28 protein-coding genes and 2 pseudogenes are annotated in these 23,328 nt (G+C 37.0%); 27 read left to right on the top strand and 3 right to left on the bottom strand.

Annotated elements, in window-relative coordinates; genetic code table 11:
- Positions 1-85: 85 nt before the first annotated feature.
- Entirely contained in the window at positions 86-970 is an 885-nt protein-coding gene (locus EG365_RS18055) for an AraC family transcriptional regulator (RefSeq protein WP_000013631.1), read from the bottom strand.
- 208 nt (positions 971-1,178) lie between these two features.
- On the opposite strand from EG365_RS18055, the gene EG365_RS18050 reads away from it, so the two are divergent.
- The 3 genes from EG365_RS18050 (at position 1,179) to EG365_RS18040 (ending at position 3,532) form a co-directional block, all read left to right on the top strand.
- Positions 1,179-1,673: a cupin domain-containing protein gene (locus tag EG365_RS18050; RefSeq protein ID WP_001989396.1), complete on the top strand. Its 495-nt coding sequence runs from the start codon at positions 1,179-1,181 to the stop codon at positions 1,671-1,673.
- A gap of 112 nt (positions 1,674-1,785) precedes the next feature.
- Positions 1,786-2,424 (top strand): carboxymuconolactone decarboxylase family protein, encoded by a 639-nt coding sequence (locus EG365_RS18045; RefSeq protein ID WP_001181580.1) that lies wholly within the window; start codon positions 1,786-1,788, stop codon positions 2,422-2,424.
- Between the two features lie 55 nt (positions 2,425-2,479).
- Positions 2,480-3,532 (top strand): NAD(P)-dependent alcohol dehydrogenase, encoded by a 1,053-nt coding sequence (locus tag EG365_RS18040; RefSeq protein WP_000206303.1) that lies wholly within the window; start codon positions 2,480-2,482, stop codon positions 3,530-3,532.
- A gap of 72 nt (positions 3,533-3,604) precedes the next feature.
- On the opposite strand, the pseudogene EG365_RS19580 reads toward EG365_RS18040, so the two are convergent.
- Positions 3,605-3,706, bottom strand: a pseudogene (locus tag EG365_RS19580) (hypothetical protein); the annotation flags it as partial.
- Between the two features lie 256 nt (positions 3,707-3,962).
- Between EG365_RS19580 and EG365_RS18035 the strand changes: the two are divergent.
- Genes EG365_RS18035 through EG365_RS18020 form a run of 4 tightly spaced genes read left to right on the top strand, consistent with a single transcriptional unit; the run spans position 3,963 to position 7,247 of the window.
- Positions 3,963-4,982, top strand: a complete 1,020-nt coding sequence (locus EG365_RS18035) for an ABC transporter substrate-binding protein (RefSeq protein ID WP_000770288.1) — start codon at positions 3,963-3,965, stop codon at positions 4,980-4,982.
- A gap of 2 nt (positions 4,983-4,984) precedes the next feature.
- Positions 4,985-5,995, top strand: coding sequence for a FecCD family ABC transporter permease (locus EG365_RS18030; RefSeq protein WP_002001037.1), 1,011 nt, complete (start codon positions 4,985-4,987; stop codon positions 5,993-5,995).
- Positions 5,992-6,756, top strand: a complete 765-nt coding sequence (locus tag EG365_RS18025; RefSeq protein ID WP_000614432.1) for an ABC transporter ATP-binding protein — start codon at positions 5,992-5,994, stop codon at positions 6,754-6,756. The genes EG365_RS18030 and EG365_RS18025 overlap by 4 nt, the downstream gene beginning before the upstream one ends.
- Before the next feature lie 2 nt (positions 6,757-6,758).
- Complete coding sequence (locus tag EG365_RS18020; protein ID WP_000177605.1) at positions 6,759-7,247, top strand: GNAT family N-acetyltransferase; 489 nt, start codon at positions 6,759-6,761, stop codon at positions 7,245-7,247.
- On the opposite strand, the gene EG365_RS18015 is transcribed toward EG365_RS18020, so the two are convergent.
- Positions 7,242-8,030, bottom strand: a complete 789-nt coding sequence (locus tag EG365_RS18015) for an AraC family transcriptional regulator (protein ID WP_001244448.1) — start codon at positions 8,028-8,030, stop codon at positions 7,242-7,244. The genes EG365_RS18020 and EG365_RS18015 overlap by 6 nt on opposite strands.
- Positions 8,031-8,128: 98 nt before the next feature.
- Here EG365_RS18015 and EG365_RS18010 point away from each other — a divergent pair, with 98 nt between their 5' ends.
- From EG365_RS18010 to iaaH, 20 genes and pseudogenes are all read left to right on the top strand, one after another.
- Positions 8,129-8,938 carry a sulfite exporter TauE/SafE family protein gene (locus tag EG365_RS18010; RefSeq protein ID WP_000965123.1) on the top strand — a complete coding sequence of 270 codons (810 nt, stop codon included), beginning with the start codon at positions 8,129-8,131 and terminating at the stop codon, positions 8,936-8,938.
- Positions 8,939-9,119: 181 nt separating this feature from the next.
- Positions 9,120-10,004, top strand: a complete 885-nt coding sequence (locus EG365_RS18005) for a phosphoribosyltransferase family protein (RefSeq protein WP_001007527.1) — start codon at positions 9,120-9,122, stop codon at positions 10,002-10,004.
- 11 nt (positions 10,005-10,015) lie between these two features.
- Complete coding sequence (locus EG365_RS18000) at positions 10,016-11,509, top strand: nicotinate phosphoribosyltransferase (RefSeq protein ID WP_000152964.1); 1,494 nt, start codon at positions 10,016-10,018, stop codon at positions 11,507-11,509.
- 60 nt (positions 11,510-11,569) lie between these two features.
- Complete coding sequence (locus tag EG365_RS17995) at positions 11,570-12,337, top strand: NUDIX hydrolase (protein WP_000155202.1); 768 nt, start codon at positions 11,570-11,572, stop codon at positions 12,335-12,337.
- Between the two features lie 73 nt (positions 12,338-12,410).
- On the top strand, positions 12,411-13,805 hold the full coding sequence (locus tag EG365_RS17990) for a methylenetetrahydrofolate reductase C-terminal domain-containing protein (RefSeq protein WP_000020052.1): 1,395 nt from the start codon (positions 12,411-12,413) through the stop codon (positions 13,803-13,805).
- A 166-nt stretch (positions 13,806-13,971) separates the two neighbouring features.
- A complete protein-coding gene (locus EG365_RS19560) occupies positions 13,972-14,094 on the top strand; it encodes a hypothetical protein (protein WP_000737316.1) in 123 nt (40 codons plus the stop codon).
- A gap of 205 nt (positions 14,095-14,299) precedes the next feature.
- Positions 14,300-14,704, top strand: a complete 405-nt coding sequence (locus tag EG365_RS17985; RefSeq protein WP_212750382.1) for a hypothetical protein — start codon at positions 14,300-14,302, stop codon at positions 14,702-14,704.
- A 10-nt stretch (positions 14,705-14,714) separates the two neighbouring features.
- Positions 14,715-14,963, top strand: a complete 249-nt coding sequence (locus EG365_RS17980) for a hypothetical protein (protein WP_000312355.1) — start codon at positions 14,715-14,717, stop codon at positions 14,961-14,963.
- A gap of 201 nt (positions 14,964-15,164) precedes the next feature.
- Positions 15,165-15,863, top strand: a complete 699-nt coding sequence (locus tag EG365_RS17975) for a hypothetical protein (RefSeq protein ID WP_000332182.1) — start codon at positions 15,165-15,167, stop codon at positions 15,861-15,863.
- Between the two features lie 77 nt (positions 15,864-15,940).
- Positions 15,941-16,648 carry a hypothetical protein gene (locus tag EG365_RS17970; protein WP_000370160.1) on the top strand — a complete coding sequence of 236 codons (708 nt, stop codon included), beginning with the start codon at positions 15,941-15,943 and terminating at the stop codon, positions 16,646-16,648.
- 116 nt (positions 16,649-16,764) lie between these two features.
- Positions 16,765-16,980: pseudogene (locus tag EG365_RS19515) on the top strand (hypothetical protein).
- Between the two features lie 375 nt (positions 16,981-17,355).
- Entirely contained in the window at positions 17,356-17,625 is a 270-nt protein-coding gene (locus EG365_RS17960) for a hypothetical protein (protein WP_000344757.1), read from the top strand.
- A 219-nt stretch (positions 17,626-17,844) separates the two neighbouring features.
- Entirely contained in the window at positions 17,845-18,198 is a 354-nt protein-coding gene (locus tag EG365_RS17955; protein ID WP_000110646.1) for a hypothetical protein, read from the top strand.
- Positions 18,199-18,206: 8 nt separating this feature from the next.
- Complete coding sequence (locus EG365_RS17950) at positions 18,207-18,398, top strand: hypothetical protein (RefSeq protein ID WP_001180995.1); 192 nt, start codon at positions 18,207-18,209, stop codon at positions 18,396-18,398.
- A gap of 67 nt (positions 18,399-18,465) precedes the next feature.
- Positions 18,466-18,765, top strand: coding sequence for a hypothetical protein (locus EG365_RS17945; RefSeq protein WP_000424150.1), 300 nt, complete (start codon positions 18,466-18,468; stop codon positions 18,763-18,765).
- 210 nt (positions 18,766-18,975) lie between these two features.
- Positions 18,976-19,530, top strand: coding sequence for a hypothetical protein (locus tag EG365_RS17940; protein ID WP_001989376.1), 555 nt, complete (start codon positions 18,976-18,978; stop codon positions 19,528-19,530).
- Positions 19,531-19,629: 99 nt separating this feature from the next.
- Entirely contained in the window at positions 19,630-20,430 is an 801-nt protein-coding gene (locus EG365_RS17935) for a hypothetical protein (RefSeq protein WP_001287993.1), read from the top strand.
- An 81-nt stretch (positions 20,431-20,511) separates the two neighbouring features.
- Positions 20,512-20,775 (top strand): hypothetical protein, encoded by a 264-nt coding sequence (locus EG365_RS17930; protein WP_000793775.1) that lies wholly within the window; start codon positions 20,512-20,514, stop codon positions 20,773-20,775.
- 242 nt (positions 20,776-21,017) lie between these two features.
- Positions 21,018-21,737, top strand: a complete 720-nt coding sequence (locus tag EG365_RS17925) for a helix-turn-helix domain-containing protein (RefSeq protein WP_000217319.1) — start codon at positions 21,018-21,020, stop codon at positions 21,735-21,737.
- Between the two features lie 92 nt (positions 21,738-21,829).
- Positions 21,830-23,290, top strand: coding sequence for an indoleacetamide hydrolase (iaaH, locus tag EG365_RS17920; RefSeq protein WP_000935397.1), 1,461 nt, complete (start codon positions 21,830-21,832; stop codon positions 23,288-23,290).
- Positions 23,291-23,328: the final 38 nt, after the last annotated feature.

Here is a 23,328-nt window from a genome sequence, read left to right as displayed (position 1 = left end):
ATTTTAGCGGTACTTGATGAATAGACATAATCAAGTACCGCTTTTTTTCTGGTACTAATTTTTTAATAGTCCACTTTTATTGCTTTTATATATTCTTAATATCTACTGACGGAGAAACCCCAAAAAAGCGTTTATACTCTCTGGAAAATTGGGACAAGCTTTCATAACCGACTTGCATGCTGGTAGATGAAATATCGTATTCTTCGGTCATTAATAAACGCCGTGCTTCGGTCAATCTCATTCTCTTTTGATACTGTAAGGGACTCATTGAGGTTATATCCCTAAAATGTTGATGAAAACTTGATGCACTCATCCCCATTGTGCTTGCCAGTTCTTCAATACTAAATGGTTTCGCAAAATTTGTTTTCAGCCATTCAATCGCCTTCACAATTCGATGACCTGTAGTGCCTGCCGCTACAATACGTTTAAGACGATCGCCTTGCGGGCTCATCAATAAACGATAAAAAATTTCCTTAATAATAAGAGGAGACAAGATGGGGATGTCTTGTGGCGTATCTAGTAATTTTATTAACCGTATAAACGCATCATTCAGCTCTGAATTGACTACTCCAACAGCCATTCCTTTTTTCTCAGTATTTACATCTTTAAAGGGAATATGGGCCTCAAGCATGATTTGAGCAAGTAAATATGGGTCTAGCCTTAGCACAATTGAGAGATAGGGTTGTTCAACAGAAGCTTCAAGCACTTGAGCAATTACAGGCAGGTCAATTGCAGTAAAAAGGAAATGGTTAGAGTCATAAGTATAAGTCTCTTCGCTAAGAATCACCTGTTTTTTGCCTTGAGCAATCATACATAGACTCGCATCCATCATGCTGCTACTTGGTTTGGTCAATGTCTCTGCACGATATAAAGTCAGTCCCGTAATAGCTGTTTCGAATGTGCCTTTTTCTCGTGTCCATTGATCGACAAGTTGAGCCAATTCTTGATTATGGTTAGACCTATTCGCCATTCAGATTCTACCGATTACCCTCTGTATTTTTATTGTAGGCATTTCAAATAAGAAAAATAGTGAGAAGTGCAACAATTTGGAGGATTAGGCAAATCTGTGAGAGGAATAGAACAACACCTTACAACTTTCATTTTTATACTGTTTGAACAACGCTTAATCCTGCATCCCTCATTAAATTGAGGGCATTGGTATCAATCTAGGAAAAAAGATGAATGTTAAGGCAGTCACGTTTGTGACCAGTTTATTTATCTCAATGGGAGTACCCGCAATGGATAAAAAATCAGTCACAGCATTTCAAACCGTTAAAAAAGCCAACCAACAACAGGTAATTACCGGCCTAGATAATATTTTCACGGGTCAAGTTGCAATTAAACCATTAACTGATGTTACTGACAGTATAAATGCTTCCAGTGCTTATGTAAGTTTTAATGCCAATGCCCGTTCATTTTGGCATACCCATCCTAAAGGGCAATATCTCATTGTTACAGAAGGAGAGGGACTGGTGCAAGAATGGGGTAAACCTGCGGAAAAAATTTCTGTAGGAGATGTGATTTATTGTCCACCTGGAGTGAAACATTGGCATGGTGCAAGTGGAAATTCTGCGATGACACATCTTGCTTTAACTGCAACTGATGAACATGGCAAAAATGTGGACTGGTTAGAGCCTGTATCAGATGAGCAATATAAAGAGGCGGGCCACTGAAATTATAAAGTTCCTATTTCTAGCCATCAGTTTGTTGGCGCTGAATCAACAGATTTATGCAGCTACCCATATGGTCCAGCTTCCTTTATCTCAAAAGAAGGAAATAACACAAATGCAAAATTCTTTATCCGAACAGCAACAGGCAATCATACCGATTGCTGCCTATGCTGCAAATGGTGACCTAGCTAAACTCAGTCAATCATTAAAAGATGGTTTAGATTTAGGGTTAACCATTGCAGAAATTAAGGAAGTTTTAGTTCAAACCTATGCCTATGCAGGTTTTCCTCGAAGTTTGAATGCCCTTACAACATTTATGCAGGTGCTAGAGCAGCGTAAAGAAAGCGGTATTCGTGACATAGAGGGTAAGACTAATAGCACTCTACCGAAAGATTATCAGGCACTTTTACAAGGTACTCAGAATCAAACTCAGTTGGTGGGTCAACCTGTAAAAGGTGCACTTTTTGATTTTGCTCCAGCTATAGATGAGTATTTAAAGGCTCATCTTTTTGGCGATATTTTTTCAAGGGATGTGCTGAATTGGCAAGATCGTGAGATTGCTACTTTGAGCATGCTTTCGGCTCTAGAAGGTGTAGATAGCCAACTTCAATCCCATCTTAATATTGCAAAGACTCAAGGTGTTAGTTCTCATCAATTTGAAAATATACAGAAAATACTTGCTGAAAAAGTAAGTCTGCAAGTGGGTCAAAGGTTCCAAAATGTATTGACCAGTTTTCACAATCAATCGCTCTAAATGAGCTCCCAGCGAAAAAATCGTCTTCATTTACATTAAGCATGAGAGAAAAAATATGACAACTGAAGTTTTAGGTTATGCCGCGCTGTCATCAGAAACTCCTTTAGTTCCGTTTAAATTTGAACGTAGAACCCCCCGTGAAGATGATGTTGTCATTCAAATTGAGTATTGTGGTGTTTGTCACTCTGATCTACATCAAGCTAAAAATGATTGGGGATTTAGTGCTTATCCATTAGTTCCGGGCCATGAAATTGTTGGACGTGTTACCTCAATTGGTCCTAAAGTCACAAAGTATAAAGTTGGTGATTTAGTGGGCATTGGCTGTATGGTCGATTCGTGCCGTACTTGTTCTGCTTGTCATTCAGGACTCGAGCAATATTGTGAAGAAGGTAACATCCAGACTTATGGCGGCGTAGATCGCCATGACCAACGCCCAACTTATGGTGGATATTCACAAAGCATTACCTGTAGTCAAGATTTTGTATTAAAAGTACCTGAAAATCTGGATGCTCAAGCTGTACCACCACTACTTTGTGCGGGTATTACCACATGGTCGCCGCTACGTCACTGGAATGTTGGAAAGGGCAGTAAAGTTGCTGTCGTTGGTTTAGGTGGTTTAGGACACATGGCGATTAAACTTGCCAATGCTCTAGGCGCTGAAGTGACACTATTTACTCGCTCAGCAAACAAAGAACAAGATGCAAAACAACTTGGCGCACATCATGTAGTCTTATCAACAGATGAGAATCAAATGAAGTCGGTATTAAATCAATTTGATTTAATTGTTGATACTGTGCCTTATAACCATGATTTGAAGCCTTATATTCCAACTTTAGCTTTAAATGGAACCATTGTATTAGTTGGATATTTAGGTGAAATTAGCGCAAATTCAGTACCTATGATTTTAGGTAGAAAATCAATTGCAGGCTCGGTTATTGGTGGAATTAAAGAAACACAAGAACTACTCGATTTTTGTGGTGAGCATAATATCGTTTCTGAAGTAGAGATGATTAATATGCAAAACATTAATGAAGCTTTTGAACGTATGCTAAAGAGCGACGTGAAGTATCGTTTTGTGATTGATATGAAAACACTGTCTGAAGATTAATTCAGACATTATTTGAGCTGTGCATACTATGCGTAGTGTGTACAGCTCAAAGATTTAATATCAATGTGAGTGTTATGATTTAGAAGGAATATATTTATGCATAGCAAAGATAAATAGCTTAAATAAAATACTAAAACCAAAAACAGATAAGCTGAGTCCTAACACGAGGCTCACCGCTATAAACATGATTAAATTATTTGACTCGCTTTTGTAGACTTTTTGCCCAATCATTAAATAGTTTTTATTAGTTAGTAAATTTGGCGTTTTTTTTGCTTACTATCTAAGGTCTTATCTAACATACTTAATTTGATTGCTGTATAAATGATGATTCAAAACGTCTTGCTCTCTTATGGTGTTTTTTTCACATGAAAAATGCACTAAATAAACACATCTTTTTATTTTGCACTCTATTTGTGCACGGGGTGCCATAATGAAGTTATTGGCTTCATTACTCACTTTACTCATTCTATGTGGATGTTCCTCATCTGAGCAAAATAGAAAAACTCAAGAAAACTCAACCTCTCATTCAATATGTGTTTTTGATAGTACAAATACAAAAGTCTGTGTAGCCAAACCTGCCCAAAGAATTGTCTCTTTGTTTGAGTCGGGTTTAGATGGCCTCTATATGCTAGGGCAAGGCGACAAAGTAATTGGTATACCTGCCGAAGTATACATTCAACCTTTATTATTTAATGCCTATTCAAAAATAGATAAACGCATTGCTAATAAACAGCTTGCAGCACCTTCGCAAGGAGCCAATGCAACCAATATTGAAAGTCTCGTGTTGCTAAAACCAGATCTGGTGATTGTAGGAAGCGGGCAGACTCAAACGATTGAACTGTTACGGCAGTTTGGCATCGCTGTATATGTAATGGAGTCAGGCACCTATAAACAAGTGAAAGAAGAACTGTCTGAAATTGCTATTCTGAGCGGCGCCCAAAAGCGAGCTCAGGAAATTTTAAATTTCTCTGATGAAATTGTGGCAGAAGTCGCAGCCAAAACGGCCCGTCAGCCAAATAAACAATCGATTTACTATGCTTGGTCTGGTGGACGAATTTTTTCTACCTCTGGACGAGAGTCGATTACCAATGACTTTATTGAACTCGCTGGTGCTTACAATATTGTTCAGACCAATGCTAACCAGCCTAATGTAAATCCCGAGACTCTCATTGAATGGAACCCTGACAATATTGTGCTTTGGAATACCAACCCAAAACTGATTTATGAACGAAAAGAATTACAGGGTTTAAGCGCTGTACAAAACCGAAAGGTATTTAATTTGAGTCCTGCATTTATATATAACCCGCACACCATCAAAATCATTATTACAGCGATTTATCTAAATCACAGTATTTATCCTGAACAGTCTGATTTACCAGTAAGTGCTTTACAACAGCGTATTTTAACCAAGTTGTATGGTGAGCAGCTTGCTAAAGTGTTGATGCAATGAATATGGAAAAACTGAAGTATTACTGGTTTTACCCGTTACCTTTCATCATGATTTTTATCTCATTGCTTATTGGGCCAACTCAAACGTTAAGTGCATGGGATTATTTGTTTTGGGGTGTACAAGCGGTCTTTGGTACACCATATTTTGACGCTGAACAATTTAGGCTGATGCAAAACATTTTAGTAAATGTCAGGCTGCCTAGAATTTTACTGACCTTTATGGTGGGAGCCGCATTAGCAACCGCGGGTAATGGCTTGCAGGCATTGTTTCGTAATCCTTTGGTCGACTCGTATGTACTTGGTATTTCATCTGGCGCTGCTTTCGGTGCAGCTTTGGCACTTTCTTTAAGTTGGCTTTCGCCAAATCTATCCGCCTTTATTTTTGGAGTATGCGCCGTTGCCTTAACGTATTTATTTGCACATCAAAAACATGAAAGTCAGACGTCTTTAGTGATGGTGATTTTATCGGGCATGATTGTTTCGGGATTGTTTTTAGCAGGACTTACGGTTATTCAATACCTAAGCGATCCATTTAAATTACAAGCAATTGTGCAATGGACGATGGGCAACTTACATCAGGCGTCTTGGCAAAAGGTTCAATATGCCGTGCTACCAATCTGTATTGGTCTTGCTGGTTTATTTGCGATGCGTTGGCGTCTAAACCTAATGGCACTTGGTGCTGAAGAAGCGCAGGCTGTTGGTGTTAACCCAAGGTGGGAACAGCTTCTTTTAATTGCTCTGGTGACTGTATGTACCTCAACCTCTGTGGCTGCTGCTGGCATTATTAGTTTATATGGGCTGTTTATGCCGCATATTGTGAGAATGTTGGTTGGGCCAGACCATCGCTACAGTATTCCTGCCAATATGGTGTTGGGCGGCAGTTTTCTACTCATGATTGATAATTTTTCTCGGGTTTTACTGACGTTTGAAATACCAATTGGTATTTTTACCATGTTACTTGGCGCGCCATTTTTCTTATTATTAATGAAAACACAGAGGACTCATTGGGCATGATTCAAATTGATCAGTTAAATTATGCCTATGGGCACAAACAGGTTCTTAAAAATATTCATCTAGAGTTTCCCGAAAATCAGTTTTCAGTGATTTTAGGGCGTAATGGTTGTGGTAAATCGACACTGTTTAAATTGATGGCGGGCCTAGAACCTGTAAAAGATGGCTTGATTCGTTACTCTGGAAAAGCACTATCGGACTTTAAAGGAAAAGATCGGGCAGCCTTACTCGGTTTTTTACCGCAGTTTCATAAAACCGTATTTCCATTTTTGGTTAAAGATGTGGTGATTACGGGGCGTGCTGCTTTTAGCAGATATAGACCTTCAAAATCAGACTGGGAACGTGTAGACCAAGCTTTGCTTGATTTAGACATCGAGCATTTGCGTGACCGTCCTTATACCGAGCTATCGGGTGGCGAACGGCAATTGGTTATGATTGCGCGTATTTTAGTGCAAGCACCGAAAGTCATTTTGCTCGATGAGCCAACCAATCATCTCGATGTTTATTACCAGTCTTATTTAATGAAAAAGTTGCGTCAGTTGTCGAGGCAAAATTTTACGGTGATTGCAATTATGCATGATCCCAACTTGGCTTTTTTATTTGCAGATCATTTGTTTTTTATGCGCCAACACGAAGTAGTTAAGCCTGAATCTAAAACTCGTATAACCGATCCTAAGTTTTTAAAAAGTGTCTATGATGTCGAGTTTCATGAAGCCATGATTCAAGACAAAACCATTGTGATTCCTGATCATTCGTGGCTGTAAATATGACACTTTATTATCAATTGGTTGGTAAATCAGACTATAGGTCTGCGGTAGAGTTTGCACTTTATACAAGACAGTTGTTATTCCCAGAAATTTATCATGGGCAAATTCCCAAAGATTTACAAAATTTTGAGCAACATTATGTCTATGATCCATTGGGCTGTTTTATTACGGTAAAAGACCAAAATCGTATTATTGGTACGATTGCTTATCGGGCGTATGACCATCGTTTTGATTTAAATTTACCGCTTAATACGGTTGAAGTCGTTAAATTATTTGTACTGCCTGAATACCGTCGTAATGGCATTGCAACCATGCTATGTAAAATGTTGTTTAGTCATGCCAAAAACCATGCTATTACTAGTTTGTATTTGCATACTCATCCATTTTTACCGGCAGCTGAAGAGTTTTGGACTCTACAAGGTTTTGAGGTTATTCAACGGGAATGGACCGATACCTATGACACCATTCACATGAGTAAATCTTTATAGCGCTTTATCATGCGTATGAAATCTTTTTTGAAAATGGGTAGGTGGATAACCCATAATTTTACTGAACATTGCTGTAAAAGCTGCCGAGTGTTCATAGCCCAAACTAAAGGCAATTTCCGTAATTGAGATATTTTCTTTTAACGCATTTAAAGCATAGATGATGCAGACTCGATTACGCCAAGCCTGAAAGGACATGCCAGTTTCTGTCTTAAACCAGCGGTGAAAAGTCCGTTCACTTTTATTATGGTCATGTGCCCAATCTTTAGGGCTGCTATGAATATCAGGATGCTGCATAAAATCAGCACACTGTTTAGATAGCAATGTGTTGTGAGGCAATGGAATAAACAGAGGCAGGGCTGGTGCAGCTTCTAGTTCATATAACAATAAATCGATAAGAGAACCATCACGGCCTGCACGTTGGTAGTCAATAGGCAGTTGATTTGCCTGAATGAGCAATTGATGTAACAAAGGCGAGACTTGTATAACCTCGCAATAGTTTGCTTGTCTTGGGGCATTACTCACTTCTATATACAAACTATAAGTACTGACTTTAGATAACCATACCCGATGTGGTTTGCCTGCTGGTATCCATACACCGCTGTAAGGTAACACGAGCCATTGACCATCTTCGGTTTCAACTTTCATGAGTCCTTCGGGTGCATATAAGAACTGAGCACGGCGATGGCTATGCGTATCTAACAAAGTATCAGCAGGATAATCTGATCCTAACGCTAGAACCGCTTGAGGTAGATGGTCTACATCGTTAATTGGAATATTACGCATATATTTTTGGCTGAAAAAAATAAAAAGATGGCTTTTCTACGTTAGTTTGCCATATAGCTATTTTATATCATGCCTCTATAAACGTGAGGAAGATGATGATGCTATATGAGCTATTTTTATTTGGGCTACTTTCAGGCATAACCACTTGGTTATTTGGTTTTGGCGGCGGATTTGTTGCTGTACCTTTGCTTTATACAGTCATTATTCAAAAGTGGAGCAATGAAAGTAGTGTCGGCATACATGCCATGCAAATCGCCGTAGCTACATCAGCTTTTGTCATGCTCTGCTCGGCAAGTTTTGCAACCTTTCGACACTATCGTTCTGGACATATAGATTGGCAACAAATCCGCTTTTTATGGGGTGGTATTGCACTTGGTGGAATTGTTGGTGCGGTAATGGCCTCATTGTTTAATGGAAATTGGCTTCGCTGGATATTTATGAGCTATGTGTTCATAACGATTATTGATTGTTATTACCGACCAGGCTTTATGGTGACCTCAAGGCAAAAGCAACACTATGGTCAAAACAGTGAACTCATTAAAGGGGGCATTATTGGTTGGGTTGCAGCACTTTTAGGTGTTGGAGGAAGTGTAATGACGGTTCCTTTATTACGGCGGCGGGGCAGTTCTATGGCAGAGGCCGCGGCTATTGCAAACATTCTCACGCTGCCTTTGTCTTTAACTGCAACGCTGACCTATTGCGTATTGTCAATTTGGCAATCTACATGGACACCCAACGGATTTATCGGACTAATCTGGTTTGAAGCTGCTTTATTTTTGGTTGCTGGAACATGGATCGGACTATATTTTTCAGAAAAATTTATTTCAAAACTACCTGATTTATGGCGGGCAAAGTTATATCCACTACTTTTAATAATAGTTCTACTCGTCATGCTTTTTTTAAATTAACTTTTTATTTCAATTAATTAAAGAATAATCTCTCTTAAATATCAAATTTTTAAATGCTCTAAAACTGCAAATTTTATGCCTCAAATGGCTTTGAAAAAAGTTTAAAAATTAGACTTGAAATATATAGTGGCTTTGTGCCACTATATATTCATCGAAGGTCATCAGACAAAAAGAGGATGATATGGCTATCCAGCTTTTAGATACGGCAAGAAACGAAATTCCAGTGAAATTTACGCAGTTTTCTGGTGGCGAGCGTCATGTTCAAATTGATGAGACAACCTTAGGTTCACTATATGGCAATGTATTGGTTCGTGCACACATGGCCTCAAGTCACGATGTGATGGACTATTTACTACTTGAAAATATATTGCTGACTCAGGGTTTAACCATTGACCTAGAAGTTCCGTATTTTCCATATGCACGTCAGGACCGTATTTGTGCAGTAGGCCAAGCGTTCTCGCTTGATGTGATGACCAAGTTACTCAACATCAATGCTGACAAAAAAGTGGGCAAACAAGGCAAGGTGACTGTTTGGGACTGCCATAGTGAAGTAACGACAGCCTTACTCGCCGCCAATACTTCTTTTAGCGAAGTTGTAAACATCAGTTCAGTAGACATCATCGCAAAGAGTGAAGCGCTAAGCACATTGTTAAAAGATGAAAAAACAGTGCTGGTTTGCCCAGACAAGGGTGCAAAAGCACGTACACAAAGGGTCGCAGATGCTTTTAATTCTGAGCGCAAACAACCACTCACTATTGTTCATTGCGATAAAAAACGTGATCCAGTGACTGGCAAAATTTTAGGTACACATGTACATGCGACTGATTTATCAGGCCTCACAGCGGTCATTACCGATGATATTTGCGACGGCGGTGCAACCTTTATTGGTATTGCCAAAGAACTGCGTCGCCTCAATTGCCATAAGGTCGTTCTATATGTGACCCACGGTATTTTTAGTAAAGGAATAGAGGTTTTTAATGGACTGTTAGATCAACTGTTTACCTCAGACAGCTTTCCACAACAACCATCAGACAAAATTTCAGTAATTGCTTTTGCAGCAAAATAAAGAGAATAAAGATGACGATTAAACTGAATCCATTAAACGCTATCGATTTTTATAAAGCTGATCACAGACGTCAGTATCCAGCAGGCACAGAGTGCGTGTACGCAAACTTTACACCGCGTTCATCTCGACTCGCTAAAATGTTGCCTGACTTTGACGATAAAGTTGTGTTCTTTGGTCTTCAGGGTTTTATCAAACACTTTTTAATCGATACATGGAATGAAGGCTTTTTTAAGCAACCTAAAGACAAAGTCGTGGCTGCATATAAACGCCGTATGGATAGCTCATTAGGTGAAGGTGCTGTACCAGTCGATCATATTGAAGCTTTACACGATTTGGGTTATTTACCTTTACGGATTAAAGCTTTGCCAGAAGGCAGCCGCGTCAATATGCGTGTACCCGTGCTCACCGTTATTAATACCGACCCGCGTTTCTTTTGGTTAACGAATTATATCGAAACCGTGTTAAGTGCTGAGCTTTGGAAAAGCTGTACTACGGCCACTATTGCTTATGAGTACAAACGTTTATTAACTCAATATGCCGTAAAAACTGGCGCACCACTCGATTTTGTACCTGTGCAAGGACACGATTTTAGTAGCCGTGGTATGAGTGGAATTTATGATGCAGCTCAGTCTGGTGTGGGTCACTTAACCAGTTTTATTGGAACAGATTCGGTTGCTTCAATTGACTACGCAGAAGAATATTACAATGCCACAGGTGTGATTGGGGTCTCTGTACCAGCGACCGAACACAGTGTGATGTGTATGGGTACAGAAGACAGTGAGCTAGAAACATTTAAGCGTTTAATCTGTCAGCTTTATCCGTCGGGTGTTGTCAGTATTGTGTCTGATACTTGGGACTTTTGGCGAGTCATTACAGAATTTACGGTGGCTTTAAAACCTGAAATTTTGGCGCGACAACCCAATGCTTTAGGCTTGGCTAAATTGGTTTTCCGTCCTGACTCTGGTGATCCAGTTAAAATTATTTGTGGTGATCCAGACGCCGAAGTCGGCAGCCGAGCATATAAAGGCGCAGTTGAATGTTTATGGGAAGTGTTTGGTGGTACAACAACTGACCAAGGTTATAAAGTACTAAATGAGCGTGTCGGTTTAATTTATGGTGACTCGATTACCCTAGACCGTGCGCAGCGCATTTTAGAAGGGCTAGAAGCCAAAGGCTTCGCTTCCAACAACTTGGTGTTTGGGATCGGCAGCTTTACCTATAACTACTTAACTCGCGATACTTTTGGATTTGCTGTGAAAGCGACTTGGGGGCAGGTGAATGGTGTAGGCCGTGAGCTGTTTAAAGACCCAATTACAGACTCAGGTGTGAAAAAATCTGCGAAAGGTCTTTTACGCATTGAAGAAAGTGAAAATGGTTTTATCTTGTTTGATGAGCAAACAGCCGAACAAGAACAAGGCGGAGCACTTAAAACAGTCTTTGAAAATGGTAAACTTCAATATGAGTGTACTTTGGATCAAATTCGCGAGCGTTTATCCATCGCATAACTGAGTTTAGATGAGCCGTTGCATGAGTATCGGCTCATCATTTTCATTGAGAGGCTGAACGTGACTATTCAAAATGAACAAGAATTCCTTGCCAGTTATGATCGCCGAGATTATGACGCACCTTTACTCACTGTTGATATGGCTATTTTCTCGGTATTGAATGGTCAGTTGCAGGTATTACTCATTAAGCGACCCAACTTTCCAGCTAAAAACCAATGGGCTTTACCCGGCGGTTTCGCCGATTTAACCCATGATCAAGACTTGATGGCAACGGCTTATCGTAAGCTAGTCGAAAAAACAGGAATTGCTTCACCTTATTTGGAACAAGTTGCCTCGGTCGGCAATTCCAAACGTGACCCGCGTGGCTGGGCTGTGACGATTTTGTATTTTGCATTAATCGATTTTAATGCCTATCAACACCAAGCGTTGGCTGAATACAGTGAATGGGTGCCTGTAGCAAAAGCACAAGATTTAGCATTGGCGTTTGATCATAATGAGTTGCTTAACTTGGCATTAGAGCGTTTAACCAATAAAACCCGTTATACTGCATTGCCAGCTAGTCTCATGCCTGAATTATTTACGCTGACCGAGCTACAAAACATTTATGAAATTATTCTTGGGCAATCTTTAGATAAAAAAGCGTTTAGACGCCGTATGATAGAAGCGGGTGCAGTTGAAGAAACCAACCACAGTAAAATTGTGGGCAAACGGCCAGCTCAGCTTTACCGCTATGCACTCGATTCTTTTGATTTTATATTTCCTCGTTCACTCGAATTACCTAGAAATAAAGAGGGTGAAGGCAAGCAAAACAATGAGCTTTCTGACTAGCGCATCTTAATGCACTTTTGATTTATAATGCCGCGCTTATGATTGATGTCATGTTTTGATCAGCACTTTGCCTATGTCACACGTTTCTCCCTGCTTCCAACAAAATCAGTTTTTTATGTTGGTAGAATATCTCACTTCACTGCATGAAATTTATCCTGTGAAACATGAGTTTGCAGGGTATCCGGCTGCAATGACATTGGCAGATCGCGTACATTCAGATCATGATATTGCGCCACTTGAAGCCAGCAAAAGTTACCCTGACTCAATAGAGAAAGTCTTACACTTTTCAGGTAAAGCGAGAGACATACAAGACTTTGAGCGCTTTTTAGAACAAGCCAAGTCTGCCAATATTCAAAACTTGTTATTGCTTACAGGCGACAAACTCAAAGAACATCATAATGGACGAGATGGGCAGCCTCGTAGTCGTTACCTAGAGTCGGTAAACGCCGTAATGGCAGCTAAGCAACATGGTGGTTTTCGTATTGGGGTTGCTTTTAATCCGTTTAAATATGTCGAAGCTGAGCGTGATGCACAGTATTTAAAACTGCATAAGAAGATTAAAGCAGGTGCTGACTTTATCATTACCCAATTGGGCTATGACATTGAAGCCTTAAAACAAGCCAAATCATTTTTAACCAAGCATGATTATTCGCAGCAAATACTAGCTTGCGTCATGCCACTGACTTTAGGCCGTGCCAACTTCATGGTAAAGCATAAAGTTGCGGGTATTGTGATTACTCCACACATGCTAAAAGTCTTGGCAGGGGAAAAACAGGCAGGGCATACAGACCGTGTTTATTTGCGCTGCGCTTTACAGATTTTAATATGTAAACACTTAGGATTTGCGGGTATTCATTTATCTGCTTGTCATAAGCCAGAAGAGCAAATGCTGCTTGAAAGTTACATCGAGCAATACAGACATCTTAACCTTAAGGCCTTAGAAGAGCTTTGGAGTTCACTTTGGCAAGTCAAGACAGGCAAAGAGTTTACCCCTGAAATTGCTCGTTTTTCACGTCAGCCAACATCTAAACAATTAATTAAATATCGTCAGCTACATGTTATGCATGAAGCAATGTTTGGATCAAAAATTGCCAAAGGCGTCGGACGTTTTATTTTCAAAGCATCTTTTTGGGAAAACGCTTTGATCGCCAAACTCTTACTTAAAACGGAAGTACTGAGTAAACATAGCCTAGTCGGCTGTGAAAGCTGTGGTCAGTGCCGTTTAGGTGACACTTTATATATTTGCCCTGAAACATGTCCAAAAGGCTTAGCCAATGGTCCTTGTGGTGGAACAACTTTAGACCGCTGTGAATTTGGTGATCGTGAATGTATTCATTCTGTCAAAGCAAGACTAGCCAAAGCGGTTAAACAAACTGAAATATTAAAAGAGAAACTGATTCCAACGGTGCCTCTTGAAACGAGAGGAACCAGTTCTTGGAAAAACTGGTATTTAGCGACTGAGGCTTAAGTTTTGTATTAACCCTTGATTTGAACTTGTTAAACAATCAAATGATAGGCTAAAGAACAGCAATAATTAAAAAATAACAATTAGTTGCCTTAATTATGTCCAGTCAAAATGGCTACCGAGGAGTATACTTAAAGCGAATATTTTGCGTTAAAAGAAGGCTGTCTCAATGAAAAAGTTGGTTGCTGCACTTGCTGTAATTGTTATTTTAACTGGATGCGTTTACGACCCTGTTAATTACGACAAAATACACGACCAAGAGTTCCAAGACCACCTCAGGCAAAACGGTTAGTAATAAAAAAACCACTCAATGAGTGGGTTTCATTGTTTAAAAAGCCCGACTATCTAATATATCTGCCTAGCCTTATTATCCTTCATTAATTTAAATTACTATTGTTTACATGCTCTTTTTTGAAAAGATTCATCTATTCTGCATTTCAGGAAAAAACGGCACAGGCAGCGCTTAAATTAGCTCTCTATCAATCTGATTTTAATTTATTCACTCTTTAATTGATGGATGGTTGGAGCAGTTGGGCACGTGGTGCGAAACGGTTCGTATGAAAGGAGGGGATTTACCTGATGGTCTTCATATCAATCAAATTTACTGGTTGATGCGTGAAGCAGACAGAGAGCTTCCAAAAGGTAAATCTTACATTCGATGTGAGATAAGCGATTATGAGGCAGATCAGATACAAGCACTCTTACGAAGTCTTTTAAAATCTGATAAAACAGATTTTACGACGAAGTTTGCATTAATCTGTTTAATCAAAAATAAAGTAGAAAATAAAGGATTAGGTAAAGTTGCTCAAGAAACAAACCAATCAAAAGCTCAAGCTGCTATTATGGTAAGTTGCGCTAGATTTTATATTGCAGGTCATGATAAAAGATTGAAAAATCAATAGTGTCTTAATAATGGCCTGGAAATTTATAAAGTTAGATAAAGTTGTTTCTCAAAAAGAGTGTAATAATTTTCTTGAAAAAGAAGAGAATAAGAAGCTTTTGAAACTATTAAGAATACAAAAAACATGCGCTGATGGTGCTATAACTCTAAAGCTATATCCTAAAGAAGGTGTGCTTATAGAAGATGCTTTGGGAGTAGCATATGCACTTATCGGCTTGATGGTTGCTAATTATTTGCAAATCGACGCGCATGATATTTGACTGTCTAGACGGATTGTGGCATATTTTTGATATAGTGTTCGAAGTGTAATTAAAGCACTGGTATTAAAGCTCGCCAAAAGGTGGGCTTTTTTATATTTGAATTAAACTTCTATGAAAGGTGGAGAAAATTCTCCTGATATCTAATTTTGTCTTATTAAATAGTGATATATTTAGAATGTTAAATTTAAAATGAGAATAATTATGGCTTATGTAATGATGCTTGCTCGAGTTTTTTCCTCAGAAAAATATGCAAACGAATTTATTAATAACGGGAAATTTCGCTTAAATACTCTTAATTTCTTTAAGGGATATAAGGAAGAGCTCTCTAATAATATAGGGGATCAATACGAAGGCATAAGCTTTCGTGCTACAGGTGAGCAAGAAGTCAAAGTTACTATAGAATATAATAATGAAAGCCATGAGATTGAGGTAAATGAAATTTACACTCATGATAATTATGTTCTAAATAATAATATTTTCTGTATGTATGCCCCAGCTGTAGAACAAGAAAAAAAATTTACTTTAGAGGATATACAAGAAATTGTTGCATTTCAAAAAGATGCTGAAAACCTAGGAAATTATTTAGTTTTAATTGCAAATCCCGAAGAATTTTTTGAAAGATTTGCTAAAACTGTTAAAAAGCTGGGGTATAAAATGAAGAGAGACCTTGTAGAGTACGTTGATTTTAATAACAGTGTACATGTACCTAGGGATAAAATTGGCTTTGTCAAAAGTGATCAATTTTCTCATCAAAAAGAATATAGATTGATGATCGATGATGGAAGAAACGTGGATGAGCATATTGATTTGGAAATAGGTTCATTAGCTGATATTACGTATTTAATTCCAACAGAAGATTTTAATAAATCTTTAGAAATAAAGGTTAAAGAAGAAAATTAATTTTCAAAATGCTCATCATTTGGTGGGCTTTTTACTTTTCTTTGTTAAAATAAAAAAATTTAATAATCGGAAATGAAATGGATAACCAAAATCGAAATATTTATTATAATTTAGAATTATTGCAGGCAATTAGTAATTGGCAAGCGGGTAGTAATGAGAAAAAAGGAAATAAATTAAAAGAATTATGCGTTAATCTCCCTGAAAAATTTCGTTTACTTCCACCAAACTTGGTTTTGTTTAGACAAATATCCTTAGATAACGTAGGGCTATCGCGTTTTTTAAGAGAAAAAAAGCTTCCTGAGAAGATATCTTCTTGGACCACAGATTATAAATTTGCTGAAAAATTCAAAGGCGGTGTACCTTCTGAACTCGGGGATTTTAAAGCTACCATTTTTAAAACCACGCCACTAAATAATCAAGTAATAGTAAGTTTAAGTGAACTGTATAAGTGTTCTGATTTCTGTAATGCAATGAAACTTAATAAAAATAAGATTGATAGGTATCATGATGGTGCTGGTAAATACTGGGATACCCAGTCTGAGGTCATAATGGCAACAGAGTATTTGGATCACTCAAATATATATTCAATGGGTGGGTATTCAGGGACACCTGAGCAAATTGCAGAACAAGCTTCGAGAGAAAAGAATATTCCTATATCTTTAACTATTGATGATATTAAAGAATTGAGTAGGGATTACATTGGACCTTGGTGGTTAAGTCCAGAAGGGACGAGACGCGCTGTTGCTCGTACTTTGGAAATTGCTCGTAATAGGGGGATGCTCTAAATACTGTAAATTAAATACAAAACAGATGGATCTAGTAAAATAGTAAAGAGTTTAGCCTCCTCCGAGAGGTTTTCTTTCGTGCTATAGTCTAGTCTAATTTAAAGCTGGTTAGTAAAATGAATATCTCTGTTGGTGGTGAACTGGATGGGCTGGTGATAGAAAAGAAGGAAAATTTTTGAAAGCTTCTGATTTAGATCCATCTTTTAAAACCGAATACTACAAACAGATTTACAATCGCGACAATGTCGTTTATCAATTTTGGTAGCCTTTAGGTTCCGATCTATGAAATGTCTAAATTAGTATTAGATATCTTAAGAGCACCTAATAACTAATTTTATCGTTTGCCTGACGTATTACGGCGCAAAAGAGCCCTGCTAAATATCGATTATTGGCGGGGCTTTTATCTTATAATTCTTGATCAATTGTTTTGATTTCAAGAAAAATATATGTGTGATAGCTTTGAAAAAATTATTTCATTATTAGCCAATATTGCTACGATTTTGGGCGCAATATTGGCATTTGTGGTTTGGAGCACTTGGAAAGAACAACAAAATTACAGCTTTACAAGAGATAAAATATTCAAATGTTAATTAGCTTTTGCAAAACTAATCACTGCAATAGAAAATTATTTACATATTTATGAAAAAGAGGTTCCTTTTAGCCGTAATAGAATTAATAGGACTAATTTAGAGTTAGCAAATGTTTTATTGGATGAAGTGAGAAAAGAGCTCGACCAACTTTGGGGAAAATATGAAATAGCTTTGTATAGTTTGGAAGTATTAAATATTAAATATAAAAAAGAATGTCTCGCAAATGTTTCTGTGATTCAAAATCGTTTAGAAAAATATAAGCAAACTTTTAATAATTCTCTTACTTCAGAAGAAGTTAAATCAAGTTCAGAAGATATTTTTGGAAGACTTGCAAATGAAAAGGCTAATGGTTTAGAAGAACTTAGGAAAATTAGATTAAAGCAGTAATTTTTTGAAATAGATCGCCTAAAGCGGACTTTTAATGGATTGCATATATGAAAAAAGAAGTCGGCTTTCATATTCCTGTTCGTCCAATGCTTCTTTGATATAGTAGTCTGCTACAGTTAAGTTTTTAAAAATTATTAGAGATCCCGATAGCTGATAATGTAATATTGTTTTTGTATATATGGGGATAGATACGTGAGACTAATACTTATAGTAATTTTAATGTCAGTTGGAAGTCTATTGCATGCTGAAGAAAACGAATCAACGGTTTGTGAAAAGCTCAATAGTGCAGCATATCAAATCATGTTAGAAAGACAGTCTGGTATAAAGCCTCTTGATTTGCTTGAAAAGCTACTTATTCCATTAGATCGAGATAAGGAAAATTTAATACTGAATTACCATATCAATCACTTTTTTGGTCATGTAAGTGGTTTGGCTTATGAGACACCTCTCTATACAAAAGAAGATGAAAAACAAAAAGCGGCTACAGATTTTGGTTTGAGAATTGAAAGAATTTGTAGAAAAGATAAGACGGCATTATTTGCTCCTCCGCGATTTCAGACTTTTGAGGAATAGTTAGCCTAATGCAAAATCAAAATGAACAGATTAATAATGTTGAGCAATTAGATACCGAGAACGAGCAAAAGCAAGAAAACTCGGTGCTTAATTCTGTGAATCCTGATCTAGTTGAAGTTAAAGATTTAATTGTAGAAATCGGGAAAGATATAGTTGATTTTGCATCATCTGTTTTCGATAACATCGATATCAATTTTTAACTTAAGAGCTCCCGAATAGTGAGTTTTTATATGTTATAAAAAGATTTCCCATAATAAGGAGATCGAAGTGGAACTTACGCAAATTAAAGTAACAATAGATCGAGAATATGATCTCTTCGTAAATTCGCACGAATTTAAGACGTATCAGCACGATAAAGAAAAGCAAGCTAGATTTTTAGGCCATGCATTAACAACATTGAAATACCCTTATACGAACATCATTACTTTAGGTGGTGGTCGATATAAAGTTGTTGGTCATCATGATTTAAATGTTGATATCGATCTATTCCAAGCTCCATCTTTCGTATCAAAGCAAGCATTTAATACTTGGTTTGCTAATATCCTATCTCAACATTTATATTCTTAAAATATATTCTAAATACATATTTTAACTTGTATTATCACTATCAAATACTGCGCTGAAAGTTTTTTGTTTTTTTATGGCCCGTTTCTGATTAGAAGCGGGTTCTTTAATTTCGTATTTATGTATATGTATTAGATGAAAGTATATATTGCTTTTATCACATAGCTTATTGTTTACTTCGCTGGAAAATATTCCTTTTAAGAAGTTAATAAAATGAAAAATTATTTAATAGGGTTAGTTATTTCTTTAGGTTTAACTGGATGTGTGGTATTACCAAACATCGACTATTCACAGCCAAAAGTTGAACGATTTAATCCAGTTAAGAATTGGATTAGTGTAGATTCTGCTTCAGTTAAAGATATGCCTAATGGTAATGAAATCTTTAAGTTGAAAGGAGGTAGTGAAGTTTATGTATTCAGATATCAAGATGAATGGGCATTATTGACTCCTGCCTCTGATAAACAACAATGGATTAACTTTAGATATTTATGTGGTTTTGCTGGTTGTTATACTCCACCAATTGTTTATAGAAACACTAAAAGGGGCTTGGATAACCAGCAACCTATTTACTCAGTTCAACAACATGAGCCTAAAAGATATAGCAATACCAAGACTAGAAGCATATCTACTAACACTCGTACTTCAAGAAGCTATAGTCAAACGACCAATAGTTCTTGTTATTGTACATCTGGAACATATTGTGTTGGGCCGAGGGGGGGACATTACTGCCTTAATAGCACAGGTTCAAAAAGATATCTTCCACGATAAACTGTATAAGCTTCAAGAAGCCCCGCTAAATATCGATTATTGGCGGGGCATTTGTTTTATAATAATTTTCAAGATAATTAGTTGTTTATTTGAAGTTTTATGAGTGAAGAGATTATTTCGGCAATTGCTACAATTAAGGGTGCACAAATTCAAGCTTATTACACATTAATAGCATCATGTGTAGGAGCAGTTGGCATAGTAGTTGGTATTATACTTTCTTGGTATACCGCTTTACATTTACAAAAAGTATCTCGTTTAGCAGAAACGAGAAAAACTGTTTATTTAGAGTTTGCTGAAGCATATTCTAAGTTAATAGCTGGTTTACAATTAATTCAAATCGAAAAGCATAAATATCAAAGTGAGCTTTTTAGTAGTTTTTCTAATTTCTCAACTTGTACAGACAAGGTTATGTTTGTCTGTAATACAAAAACTAAAAAAGAAGTTGTTTGCTATTTAAATAATATTTTACCAAAGATTGAATTAATCATATTTGAAATCGCAAGTTATTTCGATTTATCTCAAAGTTTAGAAGTTTTAGTAAAAGATCATCAGGAAAGTTTAGAAAGCTTAGATAGGTTTTATCTAAAATTAGATGAATTACATATTGATAACCCTGAAGATGAGCGATCTAAAAATATATTTAAATTAATAGATTTTAAACTTAAACAGTCAGAGAGGTTAATACAACCTATATCAGAAAAAGAAAAAGAGCTTGAAGAAAAGCATGAAGAAATTGCCGAAAATATTAAAAAATTTACAAATGAACTTAATGAAGGAGTTACTGAAGTAATTTATTTATTAAGGAAGGAAATAGGGGCTAAGACGGATATTCATCTTGATAAAAAATTATCAATAAATTATCAGTCTCAACTTCCAAAAAAAGAAGATGAGTTGAAGTAATTTTAATTTAAATTAATGTTAAAGCTCAGTACAGGTTAAATTGCCTTTAGGTGTTTTTTTAAAAGGATATATTATTAAAAAATGAAGAATTTAAGTATAGGATTAGTTCTTATGATTTCATTATTTGGTTGTGCCAATTCCACCGCTAAGCATCAAGACAAATTCTTAGCGCATATTCATGAAAATACACCAAATCCTTACAAGGAATGTATGGTCAAATATATTAAAGACCATTGGGATGAAGTTTGGAAAACTTACAATACTGAAAAAACTGGGGAGGCTCGTGGTGAAACAGATATAGTCAATTTCATGATTGGAAAGTATCTATCTGAATGTAAAAAATAATACATTTGAGCTAAATTTATTTTTATGTATTTAAGGCTTTCAAAGCCTTGAGTTTTCAGGGTTTTACTAATAGCCGCTTTTAAGAAAGAAATATTTTTAAGTAGGCAGTATGCTTTAAAATTATTTTAATATTTGCATATAAATGTTATAGAAAAGGATGGAGTTAGTAATAAGAATAAGTTCAAAGGAAGCACTTAACCTATCTTCTTAAAATTCGATGGATTCCGTTAAATAGGTAAATGATGACCGTACTTTTAGAAAAAGATTTAAGCCCATCTGAGTTTACATTGTTTTCTGAAATATTATGGAAACTTGGCTCAGGGAAAGGGCAATACAATTTACGTGAAAGTATTCTTGCAGATATTGCCATCTTGTTGCGGGCTGATTTCGCGGCATCTTATATTTGGGATTCAACCCATAACTTATCGAGAGAAGGCGTTATATGGAAAATCGACCCAAAAGCCATGAAGGACTATGAGTGTGTTTGGCAATTTAATGATCCGATTACGGCACAGCTTCGCAAACGTCAAAAACCAACCTTTGTAAATGAAGTCATGCCTCTCGCAGACCTAAAAAAAACACCGTATTACAATGAGTTTTTAAGAGCCTATGGTTTATATCACGGCATAAATATTTATTTTGTCCGAAATGGTATGGATATTGGTGATTTACGTATTTGGCGTGCGAAAGACGCCGACACGTTTGGTGAACGTGAAAAAAGAATATTAAACCTGCTTGAACCTTATTTTACTCAAGCCTTACCCCTTGATTTATCAACCCAATACGGTTTGACTTCGCGTGAACAAGAAGTGGTTCGCTTGGTATCTAAAGGTTTAAGTGATAAAGATGTGGCCAATTTACTGGATATTAGCTTTACTACATTAAGAACTCATTTGAACAATTCTATGAGAAAAATCGGCTGTAATAATCTCACTGAAATGGCCTTGCTCATTCGACATTAAAGTTTAAGCAATCCTCAATTTTGAGGATGCGAATGAATGAGCAATTTGTACTAAGTTCCTAAAATTAAAACTTAAAGGGATTAAAAATTACTATGTTAAATACAAATGAAAAAAATAATGCGATCGAATCACTTGATCTATCAAATGCTTCAGTAGATATCATTACTAAACTCATTCATGAGAGAAAAGTATCTTGTGAAGAACTTGTGCATCATTACTTCGATACTATTGAAAAACAGCAAGCTTTAAATGCATTTATTAGCACAGATAAAGCTTCAGCAATTCAACAAGCTCAATATTGGGATAAATACCTACTGAGTGGAAAACCGTGTCCAGCTTTGATGGGTATTTTAATTGCGGTTAAAGATAATATTCATGTTGCAGGTTTTCCAAATAGTGCAGGTACGCCAGCTTTAGCTCACTTTAAGCCTCAAACTTCTGCCCCCGTTATTCAAAAACTCATTGATCAAGGTGCAATCATTGTTGGTAAAGCCAATATGCACGAATTAGCCTTTGGGGTAACAGGTTATAATACTGCCATGCATATAGAAGGTGTTGTGGGTACACGAAATGCCGTAAACCCGTTACACATTGCTGGTGGGTCTTCTTCGGGTAGTGCGGTGGCTGTTGCAGTGGGCATGGTTCCGATTGCTATGGGTACAGACACAGGTGCTTCTATTCGACTGCCAAGTGCCTTAAATGGTTGTGTGGGTTTTCGTCCAACGGTAGGACGATATTCACAAGAAGGTATTACCCCAATTTCACATACTCGTGATACCGCTGGCCCAATAGCTCATACCGTATCTGATGTTATTTTAATTGATGAGCTCATCACTCAAGAGCCAAGAAAAGAATCATTACAGTCTCATCAAATTCGGCTCGGTATTAATTCATACTTTTGGAATCATTTAGATGAAGACGTTCATGAACAGGCTCATATTGCACTTGAGCTTTTAAAAAGTGCAGGAGTCGAAATTATTCCAGTCGATATGCCAAATTTAGAACAACTCAATCAAGCTATTTCATTCCCTGTGGCTATCTATGAAGGCAAGTATGACCTAATTCAATATTTGAAAGATCATCATGTAAATTTGACCATAGAGACTGTAGTCGATCAGATCTCAAGCCCCGATGTACAGGCAATTTTTAAACTGAATATTCTTCCTGAGTTAATTCAAGACCAGACGGGGCAACTTGTTCCTGTTTTACCTTCGTATGAAAAAGCGATTAGTGAAGCTCGTCCACAATTGCTTGAACTCTACCAAAACACATTTAAGACGCATAACTTGCATGCTTTATTATTTCCGACGTCACCGATTGTTGCACCACTAGCAAACGAGGAAGTCTATTCGATTGAAACTTTCCAGACACTCATGCGAAATACAGACCCTGGCAGTAATATAGGAATACCAGGACTGAGTTTACCTATTGGGAAGGGCGTGAAATCAAAACTGCCAGTTGGACTTGAAATAGATGGCTTAGCTCATCAAGATAGCGAACTGCTTGCCATAGGAATAACTTTAGAAGAAATTTTTAAGGTTTTAAATCAATAAACAAAACCACTTAAATTACTATTTTTAAAGGTTTGTTC

Source organism: Acinetobacter sp. FDAARGOS_494, assembly GCF_003812225.1.
In the GTDB taxonomy this organism is placed as follows: domain Bacteria; phylum Pseudomonadota; class Gammaproteobacteria; order Pseudomonadales; family Moraxellaceae; genus Acinetobacter; species Acinetobacter baumannii.
Note: the sequence above shows the minus strand (reverse complement) of the source record. Positions and strands in the feature narration are given on the sequence as shown.